The organism is Spirosoma pomorum (genome assembly GCF_054776615.1).
Genome location: NZ_BAAHBP010000029.1, coordinates 292,446 through 318,942, shown reverse-complemented (window position 1 = coordinate 318,942; position 26,497 = coordinate 292,446). Strand labels below are relative to the sequence as shown.

General features: G+C 50.9%; 25 protein-coding genes. 12 read left to right on the top strand and 13 right to left on the bottom strand.

The window, feature by feature from the left end; translation table 11 throughout:
• Positions 1-80 precede the first annotated feature (80 nt).
• From ACYVAD_RS18870 to ACYVAD_RS18845, 6 genes are all read left to right on the top strand, one after another.
• A complete protein-coding gene (locus ACYVAD_RS18870) occupies positions 81-1,217 on the top strand; it encodes an acyltransferase family protein (protein WP_461141077.1) in 1,137 nt (378 codons plus the stop codon).
• A 515-nt stretch (positions 1,218-1,732) separates the two neighbouring features.
• Complete coding sequence (locus ACYVAD_RS18865; RefSeq protein WP_461141076.1) at positions 1,733-4,021, top strand: polyprenyl synthetase family protein; 2,289 nt, start codon at positions 1,733-1,735, stop codon at positions 4,019-4,021.
• A 50-nt stretch (positions 4,022-4,071) separates the two neighbouring features.
• Positions 4,072-4,491 carry a hypothetical protein gene (locus ACYVAD_RS18860; RefSeq protein WP_461141075.1) on the top strand — a complete coding sequence of 140 codons (420 nt, stop codon included), beginning with the start codon at positions 4,072-4,074 and terminating at the stop codon, positions 4,489-4,491.
• Positions 4,492-4,502: 11 nt separating this feature from the next.
• Positions 4,503-4,865: a hypothetical protein gene (locus ACYVAD_RS18855; protein WP_461141074.1), complete on the top strand. Its 363-nt coding sequence runs from the start codon at positions 4,503-4,505 to the stop codon at positions 4,863-4,865.
• Position 4,866: 1 nt separating this feature from the next.
• A complete protein-coding gene (locus tag ACYVAD_RS18850) occupies positions 4,867-5,760 on the top strand; it encodes an FkbM family methyltransferase (RefSeq protein ID WP_461141073.1) in 894 nt (297 codons plus the stop codon).
• Between the two features lie 119 nt (positions 5,761-5,879).
• Positions 5,880-7,025 (top strand): glycosyltransferase family protein, encoded by a 1,146-nt coding sequence (locus tag ACYVAD_RS18845; RefSeq protein ID WP_461141072.1) that lies wholly within the window; start codon positions 5,880-5,882, stop codon positions 7,023-7,025.
• 398 nt (positions 7,026-7,423) lie between these two features.
• Here the strand turns inward: ACYVAD_RS18845 and ACYVAD_RS18840 are convergent, their stop codons facing one another.
• The 3 genes from ACYVAD_RS18840 to ACYVAD_RS18830 form a co-directional block, all read right to left on the bottom strand.
• Positions 7,424-8,698, bottom strand: a complete 1,275-nt coding sequence (locus tag ACYVAD_RS18840; protein WP_461141071.1) for an erythromycin esterase family protein — start codon at positions 8,696-8,698, stop codon at positions 7,424-7,426.
• A gap of 261 nt (positions 8,699-8,959) precedes the next feature.
• The gene (locus ACYVAD_RS18835) at positions 8,960-9,694 is read right to left on the bottom strand and encodes an ADP-ribosylglycohydrolase family protein (RefSeq protein WP_461141070.1); all 735 of its coding nucleotides are present in this window, start codon (positions 9,692-9,694) and stop codon (positions 8,960-8,962) included.
• Positions 9,673-10,524 carry an ADP-ribosylglycohydrolase family protein gene (locus tag ACYVAD_RS18830; protein WP_461141069.1) on the bottom strand — a complete coding sequence of 284 codons (852 nt, stop codon included), beginning with the start codon at positions 10,522-10,524 and terminating at the stop codon, positions 9,673-9,675. The genes ACYVAD_RS18835 and ACYVAD_RS18830 overlap by 22 nt, the downstream gene beginning before the upstream one ends.
• 579 nt (positions 10,525-11,103) lie before the next feature.
• Between ACYVAD_RS18830 and ACYVAD_RS18825 the strand changes: the two genes are divergently transcribed.
• Positions 11,104-11,349 (top strand): hypothetical protein, encoded by a 246-nt coding sequence (locus ACYVAD_RS18825; RefSeq protein ID WP_461141068.1) that lies wholly within the window; start codon positions 11,104-11,106, stop codon positions 11,347-11,349.
• Between the two features lie 125 nt (positions 11,350-11,474).
• Here the strand turns inward: ACYVAD_RS18825 and ACYVAD_RS18820 are convergent, their stop codons facing one another.
• From ACYVAD_RS18820 to ACYVAD_RS18810, 3 genes are all read right to left on the bottom strand, one after another.
• Entirely contained in the window at positions 11,475-12,497 is a 1,023-nt protein-coding gene (locus ACYVAD_RS18820; protein ID WP_461141067.1) for a S41 family peptidase, read from the bottom strand.
• Between the two features lie 249 nt (positions 12,498-12,746).
• Positions 12,747-13,985, bottom strand: coding sequence for a dicarboxylate/amino acid:cation symporter (locus tag ACYVAD_RS18815; protein ID WP_461141066.1), 1,239 nt, complete (start codon positions 13,983-13,985; stop codon positions 12,747-12,749).
• A gap of 145 nt (positions 13,986-14,130) precedes the next feature.
• Positions 14,131-14,646 carry an acyl-CoA thioesterase gene (locus ACYVAD_RS18810; RefSeq protein WP_461141065.1) on the bottom strand — a complete coding sequence of 172 codons (516 nt, stop codon included), beginning with the start codon at positions 14,644-14,646 and terminating at the stop codon, positions 14,131-14,133.
• A gap of 139 nt (positions 14,647-14,785) precedes the next feature.
• Here ACYVAD_RS18810 and ACYVAD_RS18805 point away from each other — a divergent pair, with 139 nt between their 5' ends.
• The 5 genes from ACYVAD_RS18805 to ACYVAD_RS18785 all read left to right on the top strand — a co-directional run bounded on the left by ACYVAD_RS18805 (position 14,786) and on the right by ACYVAD_RS18785 (position 21,086).
• Positions 14,786-15,235 (top strand): DUF2147 domain-containing protein, encoded by a 450-nt coding sequence (locus tag ACYVAD_RS18805; RefSeq protein ID WP_461141064.1) that lies wholly within the window; start codon positions 14,786-14,788, stop codon positions 15,233-15,235.
• A 132-nt stretch (positions 15,236-15,367) separates the two neighbouring features.
• Positions 15,368-15,553: a CsbD family protein gene (locus ACYVAD_RS18800; RefSeq protein ID WP_461141063.1), complete on the top strand. Its 186-nt coding sequence runs from the start codon at positions 15,368-15,370 to the stop codon at positions 15,551-15,553.
• A gap of 157 nt (positions 15,554-15,710) precedes the next feature.
• Entirely contained in the window at positions 15,711-18,536 is a 2,826-nt protein-coding gene (locus tag ACYVAD_RS18795; protein WP_461141062.1) for a M16 family metallopeptidase, read from the top strand.
• Between the two features lie 103 nt (positions 18,537-18,639).
• Positions 18,640-20,049, top strand: a complete 1,410-nt coding sequence (locus ACYVAD_RS18790; protein WP_461141061.1) for a leucine-rich repeat domain-containing protein — start codon at positions 18,640-18,642, stop codon at positions 20,047-20,049.
• 116 nt (positions 20,050-20,165) lie between these two features.
• A complete protein-coding gene (locus ACYVAD_RS18785; protein WP_461141060.1) occupies positions 20,166-21,086 on the top strand; it encodes an EamA family transporter in 921 nt (306 codons plus the stop codon).
• A 71-nt stretch (positions 21,087-21,157) separates the two neighbouring features.
• On the opposite strand, the gene ACYVAD_RS18780 is transcribed toward ACYVAD_RS18785, so the two are convergent.
• The 7 genes from ACYVAD_RS18780 to ACYVAD_RS18750 form a co-directional block, all read right to left on the bottom strand.
• Positions 21,158-21,976, bottom strand: coding sequence for an SDR family NAD(P)-dependent oxidoreductase (locus ACYVAD_RS18780; RefSeq protein WP_461141059.1), 819 nt, complete (start codon positions 21,974-21,976; stop codon positions 21,158-21,160).
• A 205-nt stretch (positions 21,977-22,181) separates the two neighbouring features.
• The gene (locus ACYVAD_RS18775; protein WP_461141058.1) at positions 22,182-22,826 is read right to left on the bottom strand and encodes an NAD(P)-dependent oxidoreductase; all 645 of its coding nucleotides are present in this window, start codon (positions 22,824-22,826) and stop codon (positions 22,182-22,184) included.
• Between the two features lie 185 nt (positions 22,827-23,011).
• Positions 23,012-24,718, bottom strand: coding sequence for an IlvD/Edd family dehydratase (locus ACYVAD_RS18770; protein WP_461141057.1), 1,707 nt, complete (start codon positions 24,716-24,718; stop codon positions 23,012-23,014).
• Between the two features lie 63 nt (positions 24,719-24,781).
• Positions 24,782-25,060: an Rdx family protein gene (locus tag ACYVAD_RS18765; RefSeq protein WP_461141056.1), complete on the bottom strand. Its 279-nt coding sequence runs from the start codon at positions 25,058-25,060 to the stop codon at positions 24,782-24,784.
• 26 nt (positions 25,061-25,086) lie between these two features.
• Positions 25,087-25,419: a tRNA-binding protein gene (locus ACYVAD_RS18760; protein ID WP_461141055.1), complete on the bottom strand. Its 333-nt coding sequence runs from the start codon at positions 25,417-25,419 to the stop codon at positions 25,087-25,089.
• Positions 25,420-25,430: 11 nt separating this feature from the next.
• Complete coding sequence (locus ACYVAD_RS18755) at positions 25,431-26,270, bottom strand: CvfB family protein (protein ID WP_461141054.1); 840 nt, start codon at positions 26,268-26,270, stop codon at positions 25,431-25,433.
• Between the two features lie 11 nt (positions 26,271-26,281).
• Positions 26,282-26,488, bottom strand: a complete 207-nt coding sequence (locus tag ACYVAD_RS18750) for a hypothetical protein (protein ID WP_461141053.1) — start codon at positions 26,486-26,488, stop codon at positions 26,282-26,284.
• Positions 26,489-26,497: the final 9 nt, after the last annotated feature.

Below are 26,497 nucleotides of genomic sequence, written 5' to 3'. Positions count from 1 at the left end.
GGTTTTTCGCGAATTTGCCTCGCAACAGGTTCATTGCCCGTTTGCGGGGCAAATTCGTTTTCCTCTTTTCAGTTAGCCGTATGACCCAGACCGACAATCGGTTTCTTTCGCTGGACGTGTTCCGGGGGATGACCGTTTGCTTTATGATTATCGTGAATACCCCCGGCAGCGGGGCCACGCCCTTTTCCCCTCTCAACCACGCCAACTGGCACGGCTTTACGCCTACTGATCTGGTCTTTCCGTCCTTTCTGTTCGTGGTCGGTAACGCGATGAGCTTTGCCATCAAGAAGTACCACGCGCTGGGCACCGGGGCCGTACTGACCAAGGTCGCCAAACGGACCGCCCTGATCTTTTTGCTGGGCTATCTGATGTACTGGTTTCCGTTCTTTAAACTGGGAGACGGGGGTGACATACTGCCTTTCCCCATCAGCCAGACCCGGATCTGGGGGGTCTTGCAGCGGATCGCGGTCTGTTACGGAATTGCTTCGCTGATGGTTTATTTCTTACCGTTTCGAACGGTGGTTATTCTGAGCATTGCGTTTCTGGTCGGCTACTGGCTGTTGCTGATCGGTTTTGGCGACGTAACGGACCCGCTGAGTCTGACGGGCAACGCAGTTCTGTATCTGGACCAGGCGATGCTGGGCGATGCGCATCTCTACCACGGCAACGGTGGCGTCCCATTTGACCCGGAAGGGTTGCTCAGCACCTTGCCCGCCATTGTGAACGTCATCATTGGCTACTACGCCGGCCAGTTTGTCCAAACGCACGGCAAGACTTACGAAAGCGTAACGAAAGTGTTGCTGATGGGGGCCTTGTTCATTTTACTGGCGCTGACCTGGGATATGGTTTTCCCGATCAATAAAAAGCTCTGGACCAGTCCGTTCACGTTACTGACCACCGGGCTCGATCTGGTAATAATGGGCGCGCTGATCTATGCCGTTGAAATACGCCAGTGGAACCCCGCTAACTGGACGCGTTTTTTCCTGATTCCCGGCAAGAACCCACTGTTTCTCTATCTGCTCTCCGAAGTGCTGGCCATTGCACTCTATATGATTCCCGCCGACGGTGGCAGTCTTTTCGGTGCTATCAACACCAGCATTTTTCAACCGCTTGCTCCCGGCCCTGTCGGTTCGTTATTGTTCGCGCTTAGCTTCATGCTACTCTGCTGGGCCGTTGGCTGGTGGCTCGATAAACGTAAGATTTACGTGCGGGTGTAGAACAGGAAGAATAATTCCTCTCAACTACATCCTTGGACCGCAGTTAACAGGTAAAGCACAGGTAGCTATTAGCCACCATCATAACCTCAGTGTAGCTATACAGACCCACCCCGTTCGTATATACGCAGGCGAGACACCCTTCGAGAAAGGGCGAGCGCTTAACGAGATTTCCACTTTTTATTGAGCGGGCATTCTGCCTCGTTACAACCTGCGTGCTTTATCGAATAAAGTTGATGATGCGTAGTTACCTGAGTAATTATGGCAGTCAAAATCGTGAAGCAGTGAGTAGTTACAATTAATGATCAGATTTTAGAAAAAAGATTATTTTTGAAGGTTAATTAGTGTAAGCCGATCGGCTAACTCTCGACGAATCAACTTCCTGTATAGATCAGTAGTACACTGCTTGTTTGGCTATGCTTCGCTGTAGCCACGGGTTAATTATTGCCGCTGGTTTGGGCTTGGTAGGCTCCTGGAATGATGCTAGAAAGGTTAAACTTAACTTAAGATCCGTGACCATGGCAAATCCAGCCCCCTCTGCATTGATTACACCCGTAGCAGCCGTCGAACGAAAACACTCATTGCCTCGTGATTGGCCCGGTCCAGGCCCCATTGACTTATCAATTCACGACCGCCCCCATGCCTCATCGACCATTGAGTGGTGGTATGTCAACAGCCACTTTACCCTGGCTGATGGTCGACTGTGTTCGTTGTTTGCTTCGTTTTTCCGGATGGCCGTCGGACGTAACGAAGCAACTGGGGAGTTCCGATATGCGCATTCGCTAACCTGGGCACTGACAGACGTTGGCGCGCAGCAGTATCATTCCGACTCAGCCGTTGACCACAAGGCCCCCGATATTGGCCTGGATGTCATACGGCGGGGCAATGATACGACCGACCCGCTACTGCAACGGGCTCTGGAGGAAGTATTTCGGAAAGGACAGGTTCCGCTACCCGACCGACTACTGACGCAGGAAGCCTCAGTCAGTTTGAATGAACTGGACCTCGATTACGATGGAAACCAATTCGGTAAACAAGCCGATGGACGTTACCGATTGACTTTGTTGAATGCAGATAAGCAGGTTGGGACCGATCTGTATTTCCGGTCACAGACGCCACCGGTGCGCCATGGCGACGATGGCGTCGTACGCGGCACAGCTGGGGAGGATATGTTTTACTATTTCATGCCCCATTGTCGTGTGGAGGGAACTGTTGTCCTGAATGGCCAATCCGTTGCAGTCGCTGAAGCAACCGGTTGGTATGATCACGAGTTTGGAAAGCCTACTACTGAAGCACCAGAAGGCACGATCGAGCATGACACGGCCTGGAACTGGATTTCAGTGCAACTCGGAAATGGTTATCGGATCAGCGCCTATGACCTGTTTGATAACAATCAGAATGGCGCCGGTTGTGGCCGATGGGTCATCCTGATTGACCCACAGGGGAATGCCCATCAGTACACCGACTTCACCCTTCAGCCACTCAAGAGCTGGACGAGTTCCCGCACATTTGATAGTTACCCAACCGCTTGGCAATTGGATATTCCTGACGCTAAAGTCAGTTTATTCGTGGAAGCGGATCTAGCCGCTCAGGAATTTATCACGATGATTTCCAAACCTGCCTTCTGGGAAGGACGCGTCAGCATCCGAGGCACGGTTGATCACGTACCGGTAGTAGGTCTTGGCTATGTAGAACGTAGCGGATTTGGGCGTATTGACAAGCTGGATGATTTTTTCCGGGCGGTCACCAAACAAACACGAAAAGCAGTTCAGGCATTGCTACCACTTAACCCCACCGATGAGCAGATCCGTCGGTTAGTGGCCAGCGATGAACATCCGCACTACCTTGATGGCCTTGACCCGGTTCAGTATAGCCAGGCCTTGATAAAACCCATTCGGGAAATGATCGACCGAGGAGGTAAATCATGGCGTTCTTACGCGGCTTTGGCTTGTATTGACTTAGTCGGGGGCAACTCGCAGCAATACCTGAACTGGCTTGCCTGGCCGGAGCTGTTGCATACGGGATCGCTGATCGTGGATGACGTACAGGATGAATCAGACATTCGGCGGGGCGGAACTTCCTGTCATAAACTGTATGGCCAGGCGATTGCCATAAATGCCGGTAATGCCTGCTACTTTTTAGGCGAGTTACTGCTCGCTGATGCTACGTTCTCGGATGCCAAAAAGCTGAAGCTGTATGCCCTGTATTTCGAAACCCTGCGGGCAGCTCATGCCGGTCAGGCAATCGACATTGATGGGTTCAGTGCACTTATGCCCGAAGTAATTGGCTATGGTCGAGGCACTCAGCTGGAAGATCGAATCCTGGCTGTTCATCGGCTTAAATCAGCTGTACCTGCCAGTTCGCTGGCCCAACTGGGTGCCATTCTTGCCGACGGATTAGCGGAACAGGTGGCGGCAGTGGGGCAGTTTCTGGAAGCGCTGGGGCTTGCTTTTCAGATCATTGACGACGTACTGAACCTGCGCGGGTTTAAGAACAATCTTAAAAATCGGGGTGAAGACATCACCGCTGGCAAAATTACGCTACCTGTAGCCAAAGCGATGAGCCGATTGGGTTACCCCGCCCGACGGGATTTATGGGAAATCATTCGCAGCAAACCAGCGGACCGGGCTGTGATTGACGGCGTTATCGAGCAGCTCGAAGCATGCGGAGCCATTGAAGCCTGTAAGGTGCAAGCAGAACAACTGGTTGAAGATGCGTGGCGGAAGCTGGACGCCTTGATTCCCGATTCGGACGTAAAGATCAAGATGCGGGCCTTCGGCTGGTACGTACTCGAACGGCATTACTAAGCCCTTTTGTTACGTTCTGCTCTTATGATCCTGCTTGATCTAGCTAGTGAATGATTGCACGCTACGTTGGTTTGGGGACTTTTTCTTCGAGGACTGGGCGGGCTGAGCTATTTCATCCGGATGCCGTTCACTGTAAACGACGTGCTCTCCATATTAGGGCTTTACAGCGACTGGCTCAGAGCAGTCCCGTCGATCAGCTATGGCCGGCTATTGATTTAGGCTTATCCACCAACATAAACTTTTTCTGGAACGAGTTCATCCCGCTGGTAAACAGGAGTGGTAAAGACTGGCAGCGCATGCCCGAAGTGGTAGCCCATTTCAGAGACGTATGTGACTGGCATCAGCGACAGGAGCTGGATATTATTCTGAATCAGCTGAGTCTGGCTCTGCTGGCTAAGCTAGAACCGTATTTTCTGGGTACGTTGGGGCTCCAGTTAAAGGTCAGCGAATATTTCCAGCTCTGTTACTAACGCATCATATCATGGGCAAAGGCAAGGCAACTTATCTGGCAATATTATGTGATCCAACGGAAACGTCAATCTATCTGGCTGATTTTGAACCAGAACAGGCATTTTACTACTTGAGCGTATTCCGATTCGAGATCCTGGTTTATCAGGCCCGCAAGTTTCGGTTGGCCATGCAGATATCAACGATAATGTGGGGAAACGGTCTGCCCGGATTTCTGAAACTGATTCCATTCCTTTGTCAGCAGTTTACCCATATTGGCCAGGGAAACTTACCAATTCTCCATCGTAACCCAGTCAATGGTGAATGGCTGGTGATGGAAAAGCAAGCTGAGAGTACACTGCTTAACAGCAAAAAAGAAGTCCCTTTGTATCCGTAACATGAAACAGGTCTATTTGCCCAATGGGTTAGTTGTCAACGCTTTGAATGGAACCGAAGCTGATGTATTGTATCATGAGATATTCACGATGCAATCGTATCAGCAGCATGGGGTTGAGATCGCTGACGGGAACTGCGTCTTTGACATAGGAGCTAATATTGGTTTGTATTCGCTGTTTCTAGCACGATCCTACCAAAATCTTCGGCTATTCGCGTTCGAGCCAATTCCGTCGCTGTTTGCGGTCCTGCAGCAAAATGCTAAGACACTCTTTCCGGAGAAAAATGCTCAGTTACTGAATATTGGCTTGTCGAATCGGTCGGGTACAGCTGAGTTTACGTTCAATCCTTCACTAAGTATGACGGCCAGTATGTATCCCGACGTGATCGCTCAGAGTTCCCAAAAGCAGCTGAGCATTTTCGTTTGGTTGCAGGCGCTGATCAATGATATGGCTCTGGTTTCCAGGCTCCCGTCGGGCTTGGCCCGTAGCCTCAACCGGTTATTATCGAACCGATACCTACGCATCCCAACGCTGGGCTTGGTGGGTTTACCGCTGGTGGTTATGAGTACTGCACAACGCGTAAAAACGAAGCGAATACGTTGTTCACTCAAGACAATTTCCCAAGTCATTCAGGAAAACAATCTCAAGCAGATTGACCTCATTAAGGTAGATGTAGAAGGCAGCGAACTGGATGTTATTCAAGGCATTGACGAAAATGACTGGCCCAAAATCCGTCAGTTTATTATTGAGGTTCACGATCTGGAAAACCGGCTTTCTACACTGGTTAGTCTATTCCACCATCATGGCTTTCGAACGGTTGTTGATCAGGAAGACTGGGCCTTGCACAAGCTCATGAATATTTACACGCTCTATGCTTTCGCCGGGTCGTCAACGTAAAGAACGTGTTCATAAGCAAACACGTACCCGGTGGTTTGAAGACGAAGATGGGTACGGGCGCTAAACAATTTATATGTGTTTTGTTCGCCCAACTACCTCACCTCGTAACTCCATAACCAATGACCAAACGAATCGCCATTTTATATTTTGATGCAGCCTCCGGGCACCGATCGGCGGCTGTTGCGCTTAAACGAGTGCTTGACGAAAAATACCCTCACTGGCAGGTCAGTCTGGTGAATATTGTGGACGTATTCGATCGGCATCACCGCCTGGGTCGCCTTGTGCGGTATGGTATCGACCGTTTTAATCGACAGCTGAAAAAGGATAAGGTGTTTGATCTGGGCGGCCAGATTAATTTGTCGCTCTTATTCCATGATTTAGTATCGACTAAAGGTCTTGCTCAATTAGCCACCTTCTGGGCCGATGCTCCTCCTGACATGGTGGTGTCGGTAACGCCAATGTATAATCCTGCTCTGTACCAGAGTGTTCGGGTCGTGAATCCCAAAGTGGTTTGCGTAACTATTCCCGTCGACTTCGACGAAGTAAAGCCCCGCTACTGGTTTACGCCAAAAATAGAGCAGCACTATCTGAATGGAACGGCTCGACTATGGGCGCAGGCTGAAGCTGCTGGCATATCCGCTTCGCATAATCACCGAATTGTGGGCATGGTTGTCGATCCGGATTGTTACCAGGCACCACTAACTGATCGAGAATCCGCGCTACGTAGGCTGGGACTTGATCCTGCTTTACCAACCGGCTTGGTTTCCTTTGGTGGCCAGGGATGTACGCATGTGCAGGCCATCGCCGAAGCGGTGGCGAAATCGGCCCACCCGGTAAACATGATCTTTCTGTGCGGACGGAACCAGGCCGTTTATGACGCCATCAATCAGTTAGAAATGCCTTATCCAAAAGCCGTGTTCGGTTACCTTCAGGAGACGCCCATCCGTTATCTTCATATAGTCGATTTTGCCATTGGTAAACCAGGGGCTATGACGATTACTGAAGCACTTATCACGCAGACACCCCTCATTGCCCTGAAAAGTCGGGGTATGCGTCCGGTTCAGCGCGCCAACGAAGCCTGGCTGGTTGAGCATGGGGTCGGTATTCTGGCAGATGGGGTCGAAGAGATCGTTCCGGCCATTCGCCAGTTGACAGCCTCTACCAGTTACAAGGAAAGAGTGCTTGATGAGCGCCATCAGGCTATTTACGAAGTAGCCGACTTACTGGAATCCTTAGTGGACGCGAATGTTCCTGCTGGCCAATAAGGGAATGTGGTAATCAGGGAACCTTGGTCGAACCAATTCTGGTGGAAAGCCCCGAACGTAGCATCGCTCCACGGTGTATAAATATTCCCCCTGGCTTGTCCCAGTGGCGCCAGGAATGTTATTTTACGCCTTGGGGTTGTTTGGGGAAGCATTTTTGTCATTCCGACGCAGGAGGAATCTTCGTTAAAAGCAAACAGAATCGCCTGTTAACGAAGATTCCTCCTGCGTCGGAATGACAAAAATGGCGATTTTGTGACCCCAAAATTATTCCACAAACAACCTCTTAATCGTTGACTTAAATGTACTTGTTTTTGCAGATGGGCCAAGGTATTAGTATGAAGGGCTCTTGCTCTGCTAGTGTGTAGCTGTCTGTACAACGCTTAGCAGTTAAGCGGCTTTTATTTTACTAAGTAGGATCGGGAGGCAGTCGTTTGGTTTAGATGAATTAACACATCGTGAAGCTCGCGTATACGATGGTTTGGCGTGAACTGATAGTCTGGCGTGGCAGATACTGCTGAACCTATGTTCCGCATCCATTTTTTCTGGCTTAACCAGCCAGCTTCTACGTGGTCGATAGGCAGGGTTCGTAGATCCAGATAAAAGTTAGCCACACTGGATCCCGCAAACCACTTCTCAAACGAATCAGGAATAGGCTCTTGCAAGCTGTTGACACGGCTTAGATGTCGCTGCTTGGTCTGTGGGTCAATTGTGATTGCCGTAAAAGTACCTTGCCCCGTCGTAAAGCCTACTGATACATAATCAGCGCCGTAAGTCTTTTCCAGATAATGGCCCATTGATTTAGACAAGCCACTTCTTTTTTCGACGTGTCCATTATGGGCCCATAGTACCACTTTTGCCTTAGGGTTTTGCTGACCTATCCAGTCAATATTGGCAGCCATGCATTTATCCCGGAACATATTACCAGCATGGAAGCCTTTGCTTCTCAGTTGGGCGTACTGAAACAGAGTATGAGCAGATTGCTGCAAGACTGGAGATGCCATCTGAGTTTCAAGCTCCTTCTGGATGGCTTTTGATAACTGTTGGATTTGCTTCTTCCAATTGGGTTGTTTTGGGGCGTTGCTACGGTATAACGTATCGAGTTTATCGACCCAACCCATCAACGCCACGTCTGTTCGTTGAACCGCATAACGTCGTATGGCTTTAATGGCTGGATAAGGCACATTCATGTCAAAGCCAGTAAAAACGAGTCTACGAGGATGAACTTGATTATACGCTTTCATCCACTTGATGAGTTGCCAAACCTCATCCGTATACCAGGTCCAATACCCTAATGCATTCAGTACTGATAAGGAATCGCCGGTGCCCGACTGCACATATTCATTGACCACTTGGGCACCAGCGAAGTCGGCTTCAATGGCGAAGATGGTAAAATCAAGCTGCTCTACTAAGTCCGTCAATAGCCGATGTTTCATCTGAAAAATCTCATGACTACCGTGCGTACACTCTCCCAGGCCTACTACTCTGGCTTGTTTAACAATTCGCCTGAATGGTTCGAGGTCGCCATTTGACAAGTGATTCGGATTGACGGATGCGATGGGCTTAAGTTGTCGATTAAGCCAGTCAATTTCTGAGGTGGTCTGGCCAAAGGTGACGGAAACGTGTAGCCCCATGATCAGGGCGAAGAGTGCTTGAATAGTCCTTATTTTTCTCATAGCGATCGTTATAAGACCGATAAGGTTATAGAAGACTCGTATTAATTTCAAACTGGGCTCACAGATTTAATGATTATTAAGAAAAGCAGCAAACACGACCGTCTTTCAGAGTGGTGTGTACCCTCTCAAAAATCACTCAGTTTGGAAAGACGCCACATGAAAGCCCTTCCGTCTCCCTTGGAAGCATTTTTTGTATTCAATGGGACATAGAATCACCCCACAGCAATGCGGCTCTTTGCCAGAGCAGGGGGGTAACGTCATCTATTCATCTTTGCTAGTCCGTAAATCGGCTGGCTTGTTCGAATAGACGACGTAATCCCAGGTGCGAAGCTCATAATCAGCGCTGGGAGTTTTCACCACCACCCGAACCGAGTGCTTTTCGTTCGGCAATTGGTACTTCCAGCAGAGATCGTACCGCCGGGTCAGGAAGCTGGTTGGCAACCGGGCTATTTCCTGCTTAACACCATCAATGTAGACGTCGGCTTCAAGAATGACTTCGGGTAAGTCAGTCCGTTTTTTGGCTGCTACTCCCCGCAACGCAAAGCCGGTACCAGTAAAGTCAAAGCTAAACTCGGTTTTGCCACTTCCCTGACTAAAGGAAGTTCTGGCAATGGGAAACAGGCCCGCAAAGCTCTTTTCAAACCGTACCGTTTTGATTGGTACTTGTTTGATTCGCACCGTATTGCCGACAACCTGCCCGCCGTTTCGCTTGATCATCTCGAGGGCATGCTTATAACTGATGCTATACACCTTATTGAGTGACGTACTCGTGTGCTTAAATGGTATGTCTTCCACGTCGGAAAGGCCCATCTTGAAGAAAGCAGGTATCTTCTTGTAGCCCAGCATCGTCCCCAGAATGCCACCCGCCGACGAGGGATTACAATCAGAGTCCTGACCAGCGCGGGTAGCTATTTCCAACGTCTTCCTGAAATCGCCCTCTCCGTACAATAAGCCCAGTACGATGTAGGCCGCGTTCAGTTTAGCATCGATGTCCAAAGCCGCGAAAGTACCTTCCGGGCAGCCAATATCTTCGGACCATTTTTTCTGAATCTCCATCCAGGTCTGCTTCCAGTCGTTTGGATACTTTTGTGCCAGGCAATGACATCGGCAATACACTGGTAAAACTGGCTTTTGGGTGGGATAGCGACAAGGGCCTGGTTTACTATTGAGGGAATGTCGGTCGATGTAAATGCCAGCGAGTACATTGCCCCAACATACACCCCGCCGTACCAGCCGTCGCCATAGTTCATAATATGCCCGATCCTATCGCCGATGGCAATGGCCGCATTAGGCATACCCGGAGCCATCAGTCCGGAAAAATCCGCTTCAATCTGAAAGTCAATATCATCAGCGTGGGGATTATTGAGCCAATGTCCGGACTGTGGTGGGTTAATGCCATTGAGGATATTGTAGCGGGCGGCCTGATTGGCGTGCCATAGGTTGTAACCCGCCTGAGCAAAAGCATGAGCAAACGAATCAACCGGCGCATCCAGCCCCGCACGATCAAGTACCTCCACAAACGTGAGGTCCATGTAGATATCATCGTACAGGTCGGGGTTCTCGAGCATGGTCTTTTTCAGATAGCCATCGTACCAGACAATGGGCTGGTAATCCTGGATAAACGTGCCGTTGTATCTAAATTCGGTGGGACCACCAAACGTAACACCGATGGTTTGCCCGGCCCAGCCCCCTTTGATCTTATTTTTCAGCTCATCTGTCGTCAGATTTATTGTTTGGCTTGCCAACTTCGTGCTCTGCTTCTGGCCGAAGGCACTAACCCCCAAAAGTAAAAGAGCGGAGACGGTTATCTTTAGTGGTAGTTTCATGGGATGATCTGGTTTGGCAAAAAATGAGGTTGCCTTTTTGTCGAATAGAATATGATCAGGATGGCAATTTAGTTGAGAGCATGACTATTAAGCCGTGTTTCGTTCATCAGCGCTACACGTATCGGAATGGCAACGTAATTAAAAAGGAAACGGTCGTTCCAAAGCCCAGGAACATCCAATCAAGTCGTTATAAATATGAGTACGACCGGCGAGTTGATCCGACCTGAAATCTGTTCTGGAGCGGCAACTTCGACTACGCCGAGTTTACGGCGAATGCCAACAATATCATTCGGCGTAGACCAACCAATGGCGGCCCTTCCAGTCTGCCCTACATCAATGATTACGCCCTGAACCACAATAATCAGGGGCGGGTACTCAGTCGATCAATGTTACTACCACGGACAGCAGGTGGTGACTCTATCGGTTTGACAGATAAGCTATAAGATGGGGTGACCGGGACGCTGAGAAGCGTGTATCTAGTGAACGAGCCGTGCCTGTTATCAACAAAATGTTTCAGTGACTGTACCGATCTGGCTCTCCTCTCGTTGTAGACATACAATCGCTTTATCAACGCAGCCTATGTATGCTATCTCTCAACGCTTCTATCAACAACTACTTCAGGAGCTCAGCCAGCGCCCCATACGATGCAATCGCTATAAAGTTTCCCTGTTTACTCCCCTGCACGGGGATCCAGCAGCCTTACCCGGATCGACGTTAACTGAGCACAATACCGAGCAGACGGTATTTGCCTTCAATATTATGTTTGAGCGCAATAATCCACAATCGGACTGGCGACTGGTAACGCCACTACGATTCACGGAGTAAGCTGTAACATAAATCGGTAAGACCTTGGGGCGCAACGGATACCGGCCCCGACTAATCTTGCGGGCCCAGTACGCCTAAGCCGTTTATAAACAAACCAGCTATTGAGCGTCAATGCTGAGAACGTATCATCGGCTGCGAAACCAGTGCAGAGCCGCCTGTACTTTCTGGTCGTGGTCAAGCTGTTCGAAATTATCTCCCCCCAGCACTTCGATATCGGGTCGAACCAGGTCCGTATATATTTTACCTCGTCGATCAGCGTCATAATCGACGGCTAGATTCAGACCGGCATGCTCATTGATCGAAAAGCCCTGGTTGGCCGTCGTGTAGCCCGCACTGGGCTCACCAATCAGAACCGAATTTTTTCGACCCACCGTAGCGATGGCAACCACTTCACCCGAACTGGCCGTCTGGCCGCTGATCAGCACGGCCAGCGGAAGATCATTGGGGATGCCCAACGGCAGATGAGCCACCGAAGAGACTTGTTGGGTATCCAAATAGATGTTACCCGCGTTGATGATCCACGCCCCATCGGGTTGTTTGTGTTGGTTCACAAATTGACCCACCATGCCTTCGCCTAAAAGATCAGCCAGCCCAGCTAACATTTGGTACATGCTTCCCCCCGTGTTCACGCGCAGATCCAAAATCCACTTGGTGATCTTGCCCGTATTCACCGCGCGTAAGGCATCCCGGATCGCCTGGGTATCCGCATTGATGTTTTTACCGGTGAAATCGCGGTTACCTGGTAGCAAGATATAGCCTACGTCCTCGCCAATGGTTTGTACCCGGACGGAGGGATAGGTGCTGATGGCTTTACGTACTGCTTGATTCGCGTAAGACGTTTTAGCTGGCTTCCAGGAGTAGCTTTGCCCCTGGAGTTGCAGGGCGCCATGATGATCGCCAATTTGTTGAAACAGGTAAGGGTAGACAGCGGCTACCTCTTGATAGGATTTTGCCGTAGCCGCCCTTTGGTAGACTTGTTCTCTGAGCCTCGACCAATCGATAGTATCCCGATTGATAGCGTTGGTTTGGAGGATGGCGAAGCTTTTGTTGAGCATCAACTTTAGGCTATCGGGGAGAAGTTGATGCTGATGTTGAGCCTGAAGGGAGAAGGTGGTACCAATCAGAAGCGCTGCCAGAAGAATTTTCATATCGGCAAGATAACAGATCGCCCCTGAATCCGTGACTGGCGCGGACGTCGTAGTGATGCTTAGGTACCCCCAGGGGTTCACTCATCAAGGGGCTGCTTCGCATAGAAACAGCCCCCCTTGGACGACACTTGAGAGAACCGACATTCCTAAGACCTCCTCATTGCGACCTCAAATCTCCGTCTTACGTCTCTACTTAAAACAGCGCTTGAGTACGTGCGATGTAACCATCAATCCCAGTTTTAACTACTATTACTCCTGCATGGCCTGCCGGTACTTAGCCCGGTCGAAGTCGCCTTCGTTGTTGGCGATAAAAATAGTAGCGACGGTGTTGCCGATGATGTTAGTGATGGAGCGGGCTTCGGACATGAACCGGTCGACGCCCAGTAGCAGCGCCAGCCCTTCAACGGGAATTACTTTGATAGCGGTTAACGTACTAGCTAGTACGATAAAACCGCTGCCCGTTACGCCAGCCGCTCCTTTCGACGTCACCATCAGAATGCCGATGATGGTCAGCTCCTGGCCCAGTGATAAGTCGATGCCGAATACTTGAGCCAGAAAAACCGTCGCCATGACGAGGTAGATCGACGTGCCATCCAGATTAAATGAATACCCCGCTGGAACGACCAGCCCCACCACCGAGCGGGAACAGCCCATCACCTCAAGCTTTTCCATAATCTGCGGCAGGGCCGACTCCGACGAAGACGTACCCAGCACGATCAGCAGTTCTTCCTTGATGAATTTAAGTACCGACCACAGACTGATTTTATAGTAACGTAACAGCAGGTTCAGGATCACAAAAACGAACAGGAACATAGTAGCGTAGACCGTACCCATGAGTTTGGCCAGCGGCAGCAACGTACTCAACCCGTATTTTCCAATGGTGAAGGCCATGCCCCCAAACGCGCCCAGCGGAGCCAGCACCATAACGACGCTCAGGATATTGAAAAACACTTTGGAGAGTCGTTCGAACGTCTGAATCAACGGTCGGCCGGTCTCGCCCATTTTCGTCAGACCAACACCAAATAATACAGAAAACACCAGCACCTGCAGGATTTCACCCTGAGCGAAGGCTTTTACGGCATTGTCAGGAATGATATGCAGAAAGAACTCCGTCCAGTCCATCCCCGCCCCTTGTTCAGCGTATTTGGAAACGTCTCCCCCCTTGACGGCGGCCGTCTGCACGCCCTCGCCTGGTTTGATTACGTTAGCCAGAATCAGACCGATCGCCAGCGCTCCCGTCGTAACAATCTCGAAATAAAGCAACGCCTTCCCGCCCACGCGGCCCACCTTTTTCAGATCGCCCATATTACTGATGCCCAGTACAATGGTCAGAAAGATGATCGGCGCAATGACCATCTTAATCAGGTTAATAAAAAGATCGCCAATGGGCTTGAGTTTAGCGGCTGTTTCAGGAAAGAAATAGCCCGTCAGGATACCCAGCGTAATGGCAATCAGTACGCGAACGGTCAGGTTGTTCAGGAGTTTCATTAGGAAAAGAGGAGAAAAGGAGGAGGGGGAACGGTCCGCCGTAGCGGGATGGAGGAAAGGGAAGATGGAGAAAAAAATTGAACATAGAGAATGTAATGCTGAAGCGTTACTCTTACTGTTCATTTCACCTTTCCTCCTTTCTCCCCTATTTTATAACTTGTTCTTTAATGGCCCGGATGCGATCGTTGAAGTTCAGGCTGAGGAAATCAATGTGAGGAACCAGTGTGGCTTCCAGCAGACCAATCACCTTGTCGTCGTGAGGGATTCGTTTACCGGTTACCACGCTGACGTATTTCGATGTTACCCAGAGTACGTTTTTGAGGTGCGTTTTACCATCATCCATCATGTAGTACTCCGTCACGATCGTGTCCTCATTATAGTAAATCAGCCGCGACGAAATACGTACCCATTCACTGACCAGTGCGGGGCGGATATAGGCAATCTGATGCTGGTAGACTACCCAGCTGGTTTTCAGTTCGCGAAATAACTGGCCGGGGCTGAAATCATACAGCTTGGCTACCTGATCTTCGCGAGCGTTGAAGTAATAATCGAAGTACTTGGCGTTGTTGAGGTGTTGCAACGGATCACAATCCTGAAACCGGATAATAACACGTGATTCGGTTTCGGTTGGGTAACTCCGGTTGGGGTCTCGTTTAAACATACGGCTGATACGTAGTAATCCTGCTGGTTAACACAAGTTGACAAAATACAGGCAAATTTATTTATACCTGTACGCTGAATTCTGATCTTTGCGTTTATTCAATAAAATCATTGTTAAATTCAAAAAACACTTGACCACCATGCGACATTTTCAGCGTATCGCCCTTCTGTTTGTTGCAACACTACTTTTTACGTCCTTCGCGCCCAAGGATAATCCCGGCGCGGTGGTAGGTACCTGGCTAAACGGTACCAAACGGGGCCACGTCCAGATTTACGAAAAAGGCGGTACGTATTTCGGTAAGCTAATCTGGTTGAAAGAGCCCAACGATCCGGAAACGGGGAAACCCAAAACCGACAGCAAGAATCAGGATGCCAGCCGCCGATCTCGCCCATTACTGAATCTACCGCTCATGTATAACTTTAAATATGATGGTGGTAACGTCTGGAGTGATGGTAAGATTTACAATCCGGAAGATGGCAAAGAATATAACTGCAAAATGACCCTCAAAGACCCCAATACACTGGACGTTCGGGGGTACGTTGGCATTTCGCTACTCGGCAAAACCCAAACCTGGACCCGCATCAAATAAGTAGTTGTGACAGAATACTCGTTGCTGTTTACTAGCCAGCCGAAACAATTTTGTCTTCATTTAGTTCTATTGATGTAATCACTGTGGTTATGCATATTATTCAACTATTATTCAACGTCAAACACTACGATCATGAACGAGACTACGATCAAAGGAGGCTGGAACGAACTGAAAGGCAAGATCAAACAGGCATACGGTGAACTGACCGATGACGATCTAACCTACGAAGAAGGCAAAGAAGACGAAATGTGGGGTAAACTCCAGCAGAAAACTGGTAAAACGAAAGATGAAATCAATAAGACAGTAGCTGATTTATAACCGATCAGTTGATAAAGAGAAGCCGGGGCATACGCTCCGGCTTTTTTTGTACCCCTACCGCTCATCCAATATTTTTATAAAAATTGTTAACAGCTATTCATCTTGCCAACTATTCACGTAGTTTAGTTAAAAATACCCAACTTCTCTTTTTTTCCTCATGAACAAAGCGATACTCGCTCAATTAGCCCGGCGTTGCGTATTAGCGACGGCCGTCGTTATGAGCAGCGCAGCCCTCACGCTGGCCCAGGATAAGCCAGCTAAAATTACCCTGCCTGCCGGTGTCACGCAGGGTGCCTCCGTGGAAGGGATTACCGAGTACCAGTTGAAGAACGGCATGAAAGTGCTGCTCTTCCCCGACCCTTCCAAACCGACCGTTACCGTTAACATTACGTACCTGGTTGGTTCACGGCACGAAGGCCTCGGCGAAACCGGGATGGCCCACTTGCTGGAGCACATGGTCTTCAAAGGGTCAACCAAGCACCCCAACATTCCCCAGGAGCTAACCTCGCACGGAGCCCGACCCAACGGAACCACCTGGCTTGACCGAACCAACTATTTCGAAACTTTTGCCGCCACCGACGAAAACCTAAAATGGGCGCTCGATATGGAGTCGGATCGAATGGTTAACTCGTTCATCAAGAAGGAAGACCTGGCGACGGAGTTTTCGGTTGTTCGAAACGAGTTTGAGATGGGCGAAAACTCCCCTCAAAATGTCTTGAATGAACGGGTTGTGTCATCGGCTTATTTATGGCATAATTATGGTAACTCGACCATCGGGAACCGAACCGACATCGAAAAAGTACCCATCGAAAATCTACTGGCATTTTACAAGAAATTCTACCAGCCCGATAATGCCGTACTGGTCGTAGCAGGTAAGATCGACGAGGGTAAGACGCTGGCTATGGTCAACGACTATTTCGGTGCAATCCCTAAACCAACGCGGGTCCTTCAACCAACGTACAGTCAGGAACCGACGCAGGATGGTGAACGGACGGTAACACTCCGGCGCGTGGGCGACACAAAAGTAGTGTCTGCTCTGTACCACACCATGCCGGGGTCTCACCCCGATTACCCGACGTTGGATGTTATCACTGAGGTGCTCACGAACGAACCCAGTGGCCGGCTGTACAAAGCTTTGGTAGAGAGCAAAAAAGCCTCACAGCAGTACGGCTATTCGTTTACCACGAAGGACCCTGGCTACGTATATTTTGCGGCTGAGATGCTCAAGGATAAATCTCTGGACGACGCTAAAACAGCTTTACTGAATACGCTGGACTCGGTTGCGATCGTTACGCCGGACAAAGCCGAAATCGACCGGGCTAAAGCTAAATTATTGAAAGATGTTGAGCTGAGCTTCAAGAGCGCCGAGCGCGTTGGCTTGGCCATGAGTGAATATATCGCTACGGGCGACTGGCGTCTGGGCTTTCTCTACCGCGATGCCCTTGAAAAAGTAACCCCTGCCGACGTAAAACGAGTTGCCAGCTATTATTTCAAGCCGTCAAACCGGACCGTCGGTCTGTTCGTTCCAGAACAGGCACCCAGCCGGGTAGACGTCCCACAGGCGCCCGATGTGGCAGCCCTTGTTAAAGATTACAAGGGGCGTGCCCTGGTGGCCCAAGGGGAAGCGTTCGATCCATCCCCAAGCAATATTGAGGGGCGCACCCGACGCGTCGAGCAGCCGAATACCTTAGAATTAGCTCTTTTACCTAAGTCGACCCGGGGCAACGAGGTGAACGCCCGTCTGACGCTCCGCTATGGAGACGAGAAATCGCTGATGAACAAAGCGGCCATTTCTAGTCTAACGGCTAGTATGCTCGACAAAGGGACCACTACGCGCAGCCGTCAGCAGATCAAAGACGAACTGGACAAGCTCAAAGCGCAGGTGAACGTATTTGGCGGTGGCAACCAGGTGAACGCCATGATCAAGACGACCAAGGAAAATCTACCTGAAGTTATTCGGATCGTGAGCGACATGCTCAAAAATCCAGCCTTCAACGCGAACGAGTTTGAGAAACTGAAACAAGAGCAGCTGGCACAAATCGAAGCGCAACGGTCCGAACCGCAGTCTATTGCGTTTACCATGTATAGCCGGCAAATGAGTCCCTATTCTAAGGAGGATATTCGCTATACGAGTACCCCGGACGAGGACGTAGCCATGCTGAATGCGACCAAACTGGACGACCTCAAGCAGTTTCACAAGGATTTTTACGGTGCTTCGGCGGGCACGTTCGCTGCCGTGGGCGACTTTGACGAGCCTGTAGTGAAGAAAGTGGTGATGAGTGAACTAGGCACCTGGAAAGCGAAAAAGCCATTCAGCCGACTGGTAACTCCTTATAACGACATTAAACCAACGCCCCAGTCGATTGAAACGCCTGATAAGGCCAACGCGATGATGGTAGCGGGCGTGAATCTACCTCTGCGCGATGACGATCCAGATTATCCAGCACTGGTACTGGGCAACTACATGCTTGGCGGTGGTTTCCTGAACTCACGTTTGGCGGTGCGTATCCGGCAGAAAGAAGGTATCAGCTACGGGGTTGGATCGAACATCTCAGCTAACCCGCTCGACAAAACGGGCTCGTTTATGACTTACGCCATTTACAATCCTGAAAACGCGGAGCGTCTGGAGAAAGCATTCCGCGAAGAAATGGATAAGGCCGTAAAAGAAGGATTCACGGCCGACGAGATCAATGCCGCCCGCGCTGGGCTGGTACAGTCGCGGATGGTAAACCGAGCCCAGGACCCCTCTCTGGCTGGCACACTGAACAATTATCTGTACTTGAACCGGACGATGAACTGGGATGCTGACTTCGAGAAGAAACTAGCCTCTCTGACGCCCGAGCAAGTAAACGCTGCGATGAAAAAACACATCGATCCTAGCAAGATATCAATCATCAAAGCCGGTGATTTTGCGAATGCGGCTAAGAAAGCAGCCGCGCAGAAACCTGCTTCATCGGTGAGCGGTGGCGAAGCCAAAAAATAATCAGATTTTTAGCTAGTGAACAGAACCGGAGCGTTACGTTCCGGTTCTTTTTTATACCTTACAACTAAATATTACGTTATACAACTAATTAATACGTTGCCCCATGAAAACTATTCTACTTATACTCCCTTTTCTGGCTGCTTTGTCAGTCAATGCACAGGTTCAGGTTCAGGTCAGGTCAGCGATCGACCTTCCCGACGACACAAAAAAACAATTGATGCGTACTTACTTACCGGCAATCAAGCCCGCAGAGCAAGCTACCGTTAAAGACATCGCTTACGAAATTGCCAACGGAAATCTCGTGTTAGACTTTCGACGTTTCTTGCATAAAAAGCGCTTTCAACCAAAAGATGAAGCACTTCTTATTCTTAATGGCTATTTTCAGCCGAATGGGCAGGCAGACTTGATTACGTATCGGTTGGAGTCCGACAAGCTCTGGCCCGATGACCAGGAACGCATTCTGACCGGGCTTATTCGCGAATTTTTTGCGACCCACCAATTAACCGTGCGGAGTTACCTCATTGCTACACCATTTCATTACGACTCATTCATCATGTTGTTTAGTGGACAACAAAGGCACGTTATACCAGCAAAGAATACGATAAATGATCTGAGTACGGCTGCGCAGACGAACCGGCCTGATACAGTCACTCGCCTTGTTTTTTCAGGGCTTCATCTGGATACGATTCCTGCTCTACTCTACCGCTTTACCAACGTCGAAGAAATCGAGCTGGGTAATAATAATTTGACGCATCTCCCCGCCCGTTTAACCGCTCTACCCAAACTAAAACGGTTAAACCTGATGACAAATCTACTGACTGAAGACAGTGTTGACTTTTCACGCAACAAACATCTTGTTTCTATTAACCTGCAACGTAACCGGCTCGCTCACGTACCCGTTACGTTACGCAAGAACCGACGACTGACCAGTCTATGGCTGGGAAATAATGACCTGTTGGATGTTCAGGCAAAAACGTTACGTCGCTTAAACGATCTTAATCTTTACAATGTCGGCTTGATGGCGTTTCCCAAAAGCCTTCTGCGCCTGAAGAGGCTGAAGACGCTTGATCTGTATTATAATAACCTAACTGCTTTACCTGCCCAACTGGGAAAGCTAAAACGGCTGGAACAGCTAGCCGTGGCACATAATAATCTAAGCGAACTTCCCAAATCACTACCCAAACTCCGCCGGTTGCAGGAGCTGTACGCTCATCATAACCGTATCGGCCAGCTTCCTCCTCGCTTGGGACAGCTGAATCAGCTACGCGTGCTGGACCTGGGGTATAACTGGTTCTCGGTACCCCCAACGACATTGACTTCACTAACAGCCCTGGAAGATCTGGACATGAGTAATAACAACCTGCAGGAACTACCAGCCTCACTGGCCGGGATGAAACAATTAAAACATCTTTATCTACGGTCGAACCCATTCATTCGGCAAGGGGCTACCAAGGGGCCGTATGCCGGTATTATTCAGCAACTCGAAGCCAACAAAACGGAAGTTTTCTACTAACCAAATAAAATTTTGCTTAGAATCTTCATAATCAATTGCAGATAATATAAAAAATCGCAGAAATCAGCCGAAATTTGTAACGTAAATGAGTCTCCAATGTCTCCTTTACTGATTTTATGCAAGTTGCTGGTCCATCCTTGTCAACCGAACCGAGCCGTTTAAAGCTCTGGTCGGCGCTTACATCCGTTTATATTCTCTGGGGATCTACGTACCTGTTCATTCATTTCATGACGGAACAGATGCCTCCCCTCTACATGGCGTCCATGCGGTACCTGACGTCGGGAACGCTGATGTATGGGTTTGCCCGGTTAACGGGTACTCCGCGGCCTACCCGTGCTGAATGGCAATCGGCGGGCCTGATTGGTATCCTGCTACTCGCCATTTCCAACGGTTTCCTGACCGTAGGACTTCAGTATATCCCAACGGGTATGGCGGCCATGCTGGGTGGTTTATTACCTGTTTTCCTGCTCACGCTCAACTGGGTATCCTTCGGGCGGCAACGTCCTACGAATCTGGCGCTTGCCGGCCTAGTGCTGGGCGTGGTCGGAGTGTATTTCCTCGTTAAACCGGACAAACTACAGGGAACCGGCGGTGTCGACGCTAACGTAATCGGCGCGGGATTGGTTACCGCCGGGAATTTTGCCTGGGCTATTGGCACGTTGCTAACGCCCCGGGTGACCTTGCCATCGGGTACGATTTCCAGTGGGATTCAGATGCTGGTGGGCGGTGGTGTTCTGATGATTGTTAGCCTGCTCGTTGAACCGGTTACTCCACTCAGCATCTTACAGGCGCCTTCGATGGCCATTGGCTCCATGTTTTATCTGGTAATCTTTGGCAGCATTATTGGCTTCTCCTCCTATTCGTGGCTGGCGCGCAATGCCCCGCCCCAGCTTCTCTCCACTTACGCGTTTGTGAACCCCGTTGTGGCCATGCTGCTGGGTTCCGTCTTTGCGGGCGAAATCTTCACCAGTCAGTCTCTCATCGGCGCCGTCATCGCCCTGGCCGGAGTAGTATTAATTACGCTGGGGAGGAAATAATTGTGAATGAGCGAATGATAGAATGAGTGAATAGCTTTGAGTCGTATCTATTCACTCATTCTATCATTCGCTCATTCATTAATTAAAGTTGGTGGTGGGCTGATGCTTGACCAGCCGCCATCGACAACTAGGCTTTGGCCGGTGATATGGCCAGACTGCGGAGAGAGTAGGAACAAGGCGGCATTCGTAATATCATCAACGGTGCCGGGGCGGCCCATCGGCGTGATCCGCGACCAGATCGGCACGTAATCTGGATCGTCCAGCGTTCGTTCGGTTAACGTAGCCCCCGGCGCGACAGCGTTGACGGTGATCCCGAGGGGCGATAAGTCAATGACGAGCTGTTTAGCCAGCATTTCCAGCCCCGCTTTGGTCATACTATAGACGGGCAAACCAGGGTGCGCCTGGTGCCCCACCACCGACGACATAAGCAGGATTCTTCCTCCATGTCGCGGACCCGTCTGATTCTGTTCCCGCATCTGCTTTGCAACCGTCTGCGCCAGAAAGAATGTCCCTCTCAGGTTCAGGTTAATGATCTTCTCGAATGCTTCGGGTGTCGTTGTAAATATGTCGCCGAAGACCGTAATACCCGCATTGGCAACGGCAATATCGATAGCTCCAAATGTCTGTACGGCCGTATCAACCAGATGCTGAATAAACGTTACATCGGACGCATCACCCGGATAGGCCAGACAACGCCCCGGTGTTACCCAGTTCAACGGCGATTGCTGGGCTTGTTTGTTGATCGTATCGGCAGCCAGATGGGCCGCATCGGCGTCAAAATCATTGAGTACTACGTTGGCCCCTTGCTGGGTCAGTGCTTTGGCGATGGCGAAACCAATGCCAATGCCAGCACCGGTAATGATGGCTGTTTGATTCGAAAAGTTGAGCATCTGTTCAAGAAATGAGCGGGTAATACTCCAAAATTTGATCTACTTGTGCAACTTATTTGGTCAGTTATCCTACCCAACGTTTTGATACGTATCGTTGCGATGCGGTCTCGAATGGAAAAGAAATATAGTTCTGAATAGCCTCGAAAACGAACGCCAGCGTTACCCGAGGGTAACGCTGGCGTTCGTACTTTATACTGCTTTACGACTACTTACTGGCAACGAATAACGCCTGCCGGACGTAGCGCCGATCCAGAATCTGGTCGAGCAGAAAGCGGGCCAGATCCGGCCCCGTAATCTGCTGACCAGGTAGATGGTTGATATTCAGACCAACCCCACCCGTAGCAGGCTGTTGCACCAGAAAAGGAACTCGAACGTAAGTCCAATCCAGACCGCTGTCGGCCAGTATCCGAAACTCACGTCGCCGATTGTCCATCATCAGCGGAAAGTGTGCGTCCATGTACTCGGCGGCCTGGCGGGTAGGTTCATCCAGTTGCTCGGAGCCCGTCACGAAGAGACTGCTGACAACCACGTACCGACGAATGCCTAGCTGCTGCATGGTTGCTACAATATGCTGCGCGACATCGGCTATGATAGGCACTGTCTCTCCCTTCGGGTGTCCCAGGGTGCTGAGCACCGCATCGCAGCCCTGAAAGACTTGAATAAGTGAATCAGGCGAACGGGCGTCACCCGGAATGATCGTTAGCCGCTCATGGGCCAGATCGAACTGTTCGGGATGGCGTAGAAGCACACGGACGTGGTAGCCCGACGCCAGGGCTTCTTGTATTAATGGACGACCGGCCTTGCCGGCCCCGCCTAGAATGGCAATGGCTGAATTTTTGGGAGTTGACATACAGCTGAAGACTTATGCTTGAAAGAATACAACAACCAATCACCTGCCCGGCAGTAACCTACAGGCAGATGATTGGTTGGGCGCTCACTAGGAAAGGACGAGCGCAAAGCGATATGTCTTAGCAGAGTTTAATGCGTTAAAACTACGGACATTATGGTAATATCCTAGCGTCGCGAAGCCGTTAACTAGTGCGAATCCCGTCTAACGACGCTACCCGATCCACCTTTCAGGAAATCAAAGTCAGCACCCTCGTGGGCCTGCGTTACGTGCCGGATGTAGAGATTGACGTAACCCCTTGAATAGCCCAGATCAAGCGGTTTGAACTGCACCAGCCGCCCGGCCAGTTCTTCGTCGGAGACGTGCAGGTGTAAACTACGCTGCTCAACGTCAAGCGTAATCAGATCACCGTTCTGCACCAGGGCCAGGTTCCCCCCCACGGCGGCTTCGGGCGATACGTGCAGGACGACCGTACCGAAGCCGGTACCGCTCATCCGTCCGTCCGAAATCCGGACCATATCGTGCACACCCAGCGCCAGAATCTTGGCGGGCAGCTGCATGTTCCCCACCTCAGGCATACCCGGATAACCTTTCGGCCCCACGTTCTTCAGAACCAGCACGCAACTGGGATCAACGTCCAGCTCGGGGTCGTCGATGCGGGCTTTGTAGTCGTCGATGTTCTCGAACACCACCGCCCGGCCCGTATGCTGCATGAGCGACGGCGACGCGGCCGATGGCTTCAGGACGGCTCCGTTCGGGCAGATGTTACCGCGCAGGACAGCTACTCCCGATTCGGGCTTGAACGGCTTATCGACGCTCGCAATCACCGCGGGGTCGTAACACTGGGCGTTAACGCAGTTATCGCCGATCGTCCGGCCGTTAACCGTCAGCGCGTCGTTATGCAGGAACGGCTGTAGTTCGCGAATAATGGCCGGGAGCCCACCCGCGTAGAAAAGGTCTTCCACAAAATGTTCGCCCGAGGGCTGCAAATTGGCCAGCAGCGGAATCTTGGCCGACAGTCGATCAAAATCATCCAGTGACAGGTCAATCCCCACCCGTCCGGCGATGGCGGTCAGGTGCAGGATGAAGTTGGTCGAGCCACCCAGCGCGGCATTGATCATGATGGCATTTTCGAACGCCTGCCGGGTCAGTAGTTTGGATGGCGTTACGTTCTCACGGGCCAGTTCTACCGCCCGGACGCCCGTCATGTGCGCCAGCACTTTCCGGCGCGAATCGGCGGCCGGTATAGTAGCGTTATCGGGCAGGGCCAGTCCCAGCGATTCGACCATGGCAGCCATCGTGCTGGCGGTTCCCATCACGGCGCAGTGCCCCTGCGACCGGGCCATACTCGCTTCGGCCGCGACAAACTCCTCCTGCGACATCAGCCCCATTTTAAAATCTTCGGCGAAGCGCCACAGATCACTCGTCCCGATTTTGCGTCCCTGAAACCGCCCGGCCAGCATCGGTCCACCCGATACGACCAGCGTGGGAATATCAACGCTACAGGCTCCCATCACCAGCGAGGGCGTGGTTTTATCGCAGCCGCACATCAGGATAACGCCATCCAGCGAGTTACTCCGGATACTTTCCTCTACATCCATGCTGGCCAGGTTCCGGAACAGCATCGCCGTGGGTTTGATCTGGCACTCCCCCAGCGACATCACTGGAAACTCCAGCGGAAAGCCACCAGCTTCCCACACTCCCCGCTTGATGGCTTCGGCCAGCTCACGAAAATGGGCGTTGCAGGGCGTCAGTTCCGACCAGGTATTGCAGATACCGATAACGGGTTTCCCTTCAAATTCGTGATGCGGAAAGCCCTGGTTTTTCATCCAGGCGCGGTAAATAAAGCCGTCTTTTCCGGTACGGCCGAACCATTCTTGCGAGCGAAGGGGCATAAAGTCAGTGAAACAAGGTTGGACAGGAAAGTAGCCGATGATAGTAATCTACCAGTTCGCCTATCATTTTCGGTCGGAATGCCCCAGGTCTTTTTCTGGATTGACAACATCCCGAACCAGTTGCTTCAGCTCTTTGATCTCCGGAAATCGGCCGGCAACCTTCCGGTCGAAAATCACCTGCTCACCGATACGAACGGAGAAGCGACCACTCACCTCGGCCGGATGTAGCAGTACCCCGTGCACATCGTCGGTGAACGTCGTGAGCAGTTCCTGTGCCATCCAGGCCGACCGCAGCAGCCAACCACATTTAGGGCAGTATTCGATGGTCACGGTAGGTTTCATTCGGCGTCGTTACGTGTTAATTATTATCAAACTAATCGGCTTCCATTCGGAGCCAGCGTAGCTACGGCCGACAGGACGATATGACCTGCGTCATCCGGCACACCCAGCACCAGTACTTCTGACACGAATGGGCCGATCTGTTTCGGCGGAAAATTGACCACGGCCAGCACCTGCCGCCCCACCAGCGTCTCGGGCGTATAGTGGTGCGTTATCTGCGCGCTTGATTTTTTGTGACCAAGCTCGGGGCCAAAATCCAGCAGTAACTGGTACGCGGGTTTACGCGCCTGCGGAAACGGACGGGCCTCCAGAATTGTCCCCACGCGAATATCGACGCGTTCAAAGTCAGACCAGGTAATCATAATAAGGATGCTTACACCAATCGGATGCCAGTTTCCTCCAGCACGATCTTCCGTTCGCGGTAGAGCGTACCAATAGCTTTTTTGAATGTCTTCTTGCTCATTTCGAGCGTACGGTAGATCTCGTCCGGAGCGCTGCTATCGGTCAGGGGTAAAAATCCACCTTCGGCTTTGAGCGTCGCCAGAACACGCTGGGCGTTGGGCTCAACATTGTCGTAGCCGCTCCGTTGCAGACTGACGTCTACCCGGTTATCATCCCGAATGTTTTTGATGTAGCCAACCATCTGATCGCCGGGATGCACCGTACGGAAGATTTCATTAGCGTACACCAGCCCTTTGTAGCGGTTGTTGATGATTACGTTGATACCCAGATCCGTTTCCTCATAAGCCAGCAGTTGTACCTCCTCCCCTACATACAGATCGCTCGCATCAGTATCCAGAAACCGGTTGACACGGGGCGAGGCTACCAAGCGGTTCGTTTGCCGGTCCAGATACAGATAAACAACGTACCATTCGCCCACGGCCATCGGCTGACTCTGTTCCCGGTAAGGCACCAGCAGGTCTTTTTCCATGCCCCAGGCCATAAAGGCTCCTGTATTATTCACGTAAGCCACCTGTAGCGCAGCAAACTCACCCCGCTGGATCGCGGGGGACAGGGTTGTCGCTACTGGTCGACCTTCGTGGTCGGGGTACACAAATACGTCGATCTCGTCGTCGAGTTGCAACGTAGCTGGTACGTATTTGTTCGGCAACAGCACATCGTCGGCGGGATCACCGTCGGGATCGCCGAGAAAGAAACCAACGCTGGTATCACGTAGCGCGACCAGCCTATTCATTCGTCCAAGTTCAAGCATAGTACGTCTAGTTAACAACCCAGGCGGGTCGCTGACGGATTGGGGACAAAGGTCGGAGTTTTGCGGTGAAGTGCCAGCATTCGGACGAGATGGACCTTCATAAATCCAATTTTAATGTCTTCCCAACTGGCCCAAGTCTTCCGGTGTAAATCCATGAAGGTCAGCTTTTTGGCCTGTACATTCACAAAATCCGTTTTTGTCATATAGCCTTCTTTCATGCAATTTTC

Excerpts from the sequence above, each read along its gene's own strand:
- ACYVAD_RS18870 (WP_461141077.1), top strand. The coding sequence starts at position 81 with ATGACCCAGACCGACAATCGGTTTCTTTCGCTGGACGTGTTCCGGGGG.
- ACYVAD_RS18865 (WP_461141076.1), top strand. The coding sequence starts at position 1,733 with ATGGCAAATCCAGCCCCCTCTGCATTGATTACACCCGTAGCAGCCGTC.
- ACYVAD_RS18860 (WP_461141075.1), top strand. The coding sequence starts at position 4,072 with ATGATTGCACGCTACGTTGGTTTGGGGACTTTTTCTTCGAGGACTGGG.
- ACYVAD_RS18855 (WP_461141074.1), top strand. The coding sequence starts at position 4,503 with ATGGGCAAAGGCAAGGCAACTTATCTGGCAATATTATGTGATCCAACG.
- ACYVAD_RS18850 (WP_461141073.1), top strand. The coding sequence starts at position 4,867 with ATGAAACAGGTCTATTTGCCCAATGGGTTAGTTGTCAACGCTTTGAAT.
- ACYVAD_RS18845 (WP_461141072.1), top strand. The coding sequence starts at position 5,880 with ATGACCAAACGAATCGCCATTTTATATTTTGATGCAGCCTCCGGGCAC.
- ACYVAD_RS18840 (WP_461141071.1), bottom strand. The coding sequence starts at position 8,698 with ATGAGAAAAATAAGGACTATTCAAGCACTCTTCGCCCTGATCATGGGG.
- ACYVAD_RS18830 (WP_461141069.1), bottom strand. The coding sequence starts at position 10,524 with ATGAAACTACCACTAAAGATAACCGTCTCCGCTCTTTTACTTTTGGGG.
- ACYVAD_RS18825 (WP_461141068.1), top strand. The coding sequence starts at position 11,104 with ATGTATGCTATCTCTCAACGCTTCTATCAACAACTACTTCAGGAGCTC.
- ACYVAD_RS18820 (WP_461141067.1), bottom strand. The coding sequence starts at position 12,497 with ATGAAAATTCTTCTGGCAGCGCTTCTGATTGGTACCACCTTCTCCCTT.
- ACYVAD_RS18815 (WP_461141066.1), bottom strand. The coding sequence starts at position 13,985 with ATGAAACTCCTGAACAACCTGACCGTTCGCGTACTGATTGCCATTACG.
- ACYVAD_RS18810 (WP_461141065.1), bottom strand. The coding sequence starts at position 14,646 with ATGTTTAAACGAGACCCCAACCGGAGTTACCCAACCGAAACCGAATCA.
- ACYVAD_RS18805 (WP_461141064.1), top strand. The coding sequence starts at position 14,786 with ATGCGACATTTTCAGCGTATCGCCCTTCTGTTTGTTGCAACACTACTT.
- ACYVAD_RS18800 (WP_461141063.1), top strand. The coding sequence starts at position 15,368 with ATGAACGAGACTACGATCAAAGGAGGCTGGAACGAACTGAAAGGCAAG.
- ACYVAD_RS18795 (WP_461141062.1), top strand. The coding sequence starts at position 15,711 with ATGAACAAAGCGATACTCGCTCAATTAGCCCGGCGTTGCGTATTAGCG.
- ACYVAD_RS18790 (WP_461141061.1), top strand. The coding sequence starts at position 18,640 with ATGAAAACTATTCTACTTATACTCCCTTTTCTGGCTGCTTTGTCAGTC.
- ACYVAD_RS18785 (WP_461141060.1), top strand. The coding sequence starts at position 20,166 with ATGCAAGTTGCTGGTCCATCCTTGTCAACCGAACCGAGCCGTTTAAAG.
- ACYVAD_RS18780 (WP_461141059.1), bottom strand. The coding sequence starts at position 21,976 with ATGCTCAACTTTTCGAATCAAACAGCCATCATTACCGGTGCTGGCATT.
- ACYVAD_RS18775 (WP_461141058.1), bottom strand. The coding sequence starts at position 22,826 with ATGTCAACTCCCAAAAATTCAGCCATTGCCATTCTAGGCGGGGCCGGC.
- ACYVAD_RS18770 (WP_461141057.1), bottom strand. The coding sequence starts at position 24,718 with ATGCCCCTTCGCTCGCAAGAATGGTTCGGCCGTACCGGAAAAGACGGC.
- ACYVAD_RS18765 (WP_461141056.1), bottom strand. The coding sequence starts at position 25,060 with ATGAAACCTACCGTGACCATCGAATACTGCCCTAAATGTGGTTGGCTG.
- ACYVAD_RS18760 (WP_461141055.1), bottom strand. The coding sequence starts at position 25,419 with ATGATTACCTGGTCTGACTTTGAACGCGTCGATATTCGCGTGGGGACA.
- ACYVAD_RS18755 (WP_461141054.1), bottom strand. The coding sequence starts at position 26,270 with ATGCTTGAACTTGGACGAATGAATAGGCTGGTCGCGCTACGTGATACC.
- ACYVAD_RS18750 (WP_461141053.1), bottom strand. The coding sequence starts at position 26,488 with ATGAAAGAAGGCTATATGACAAAAACGGATTTTGTGAATGTACAGGCC.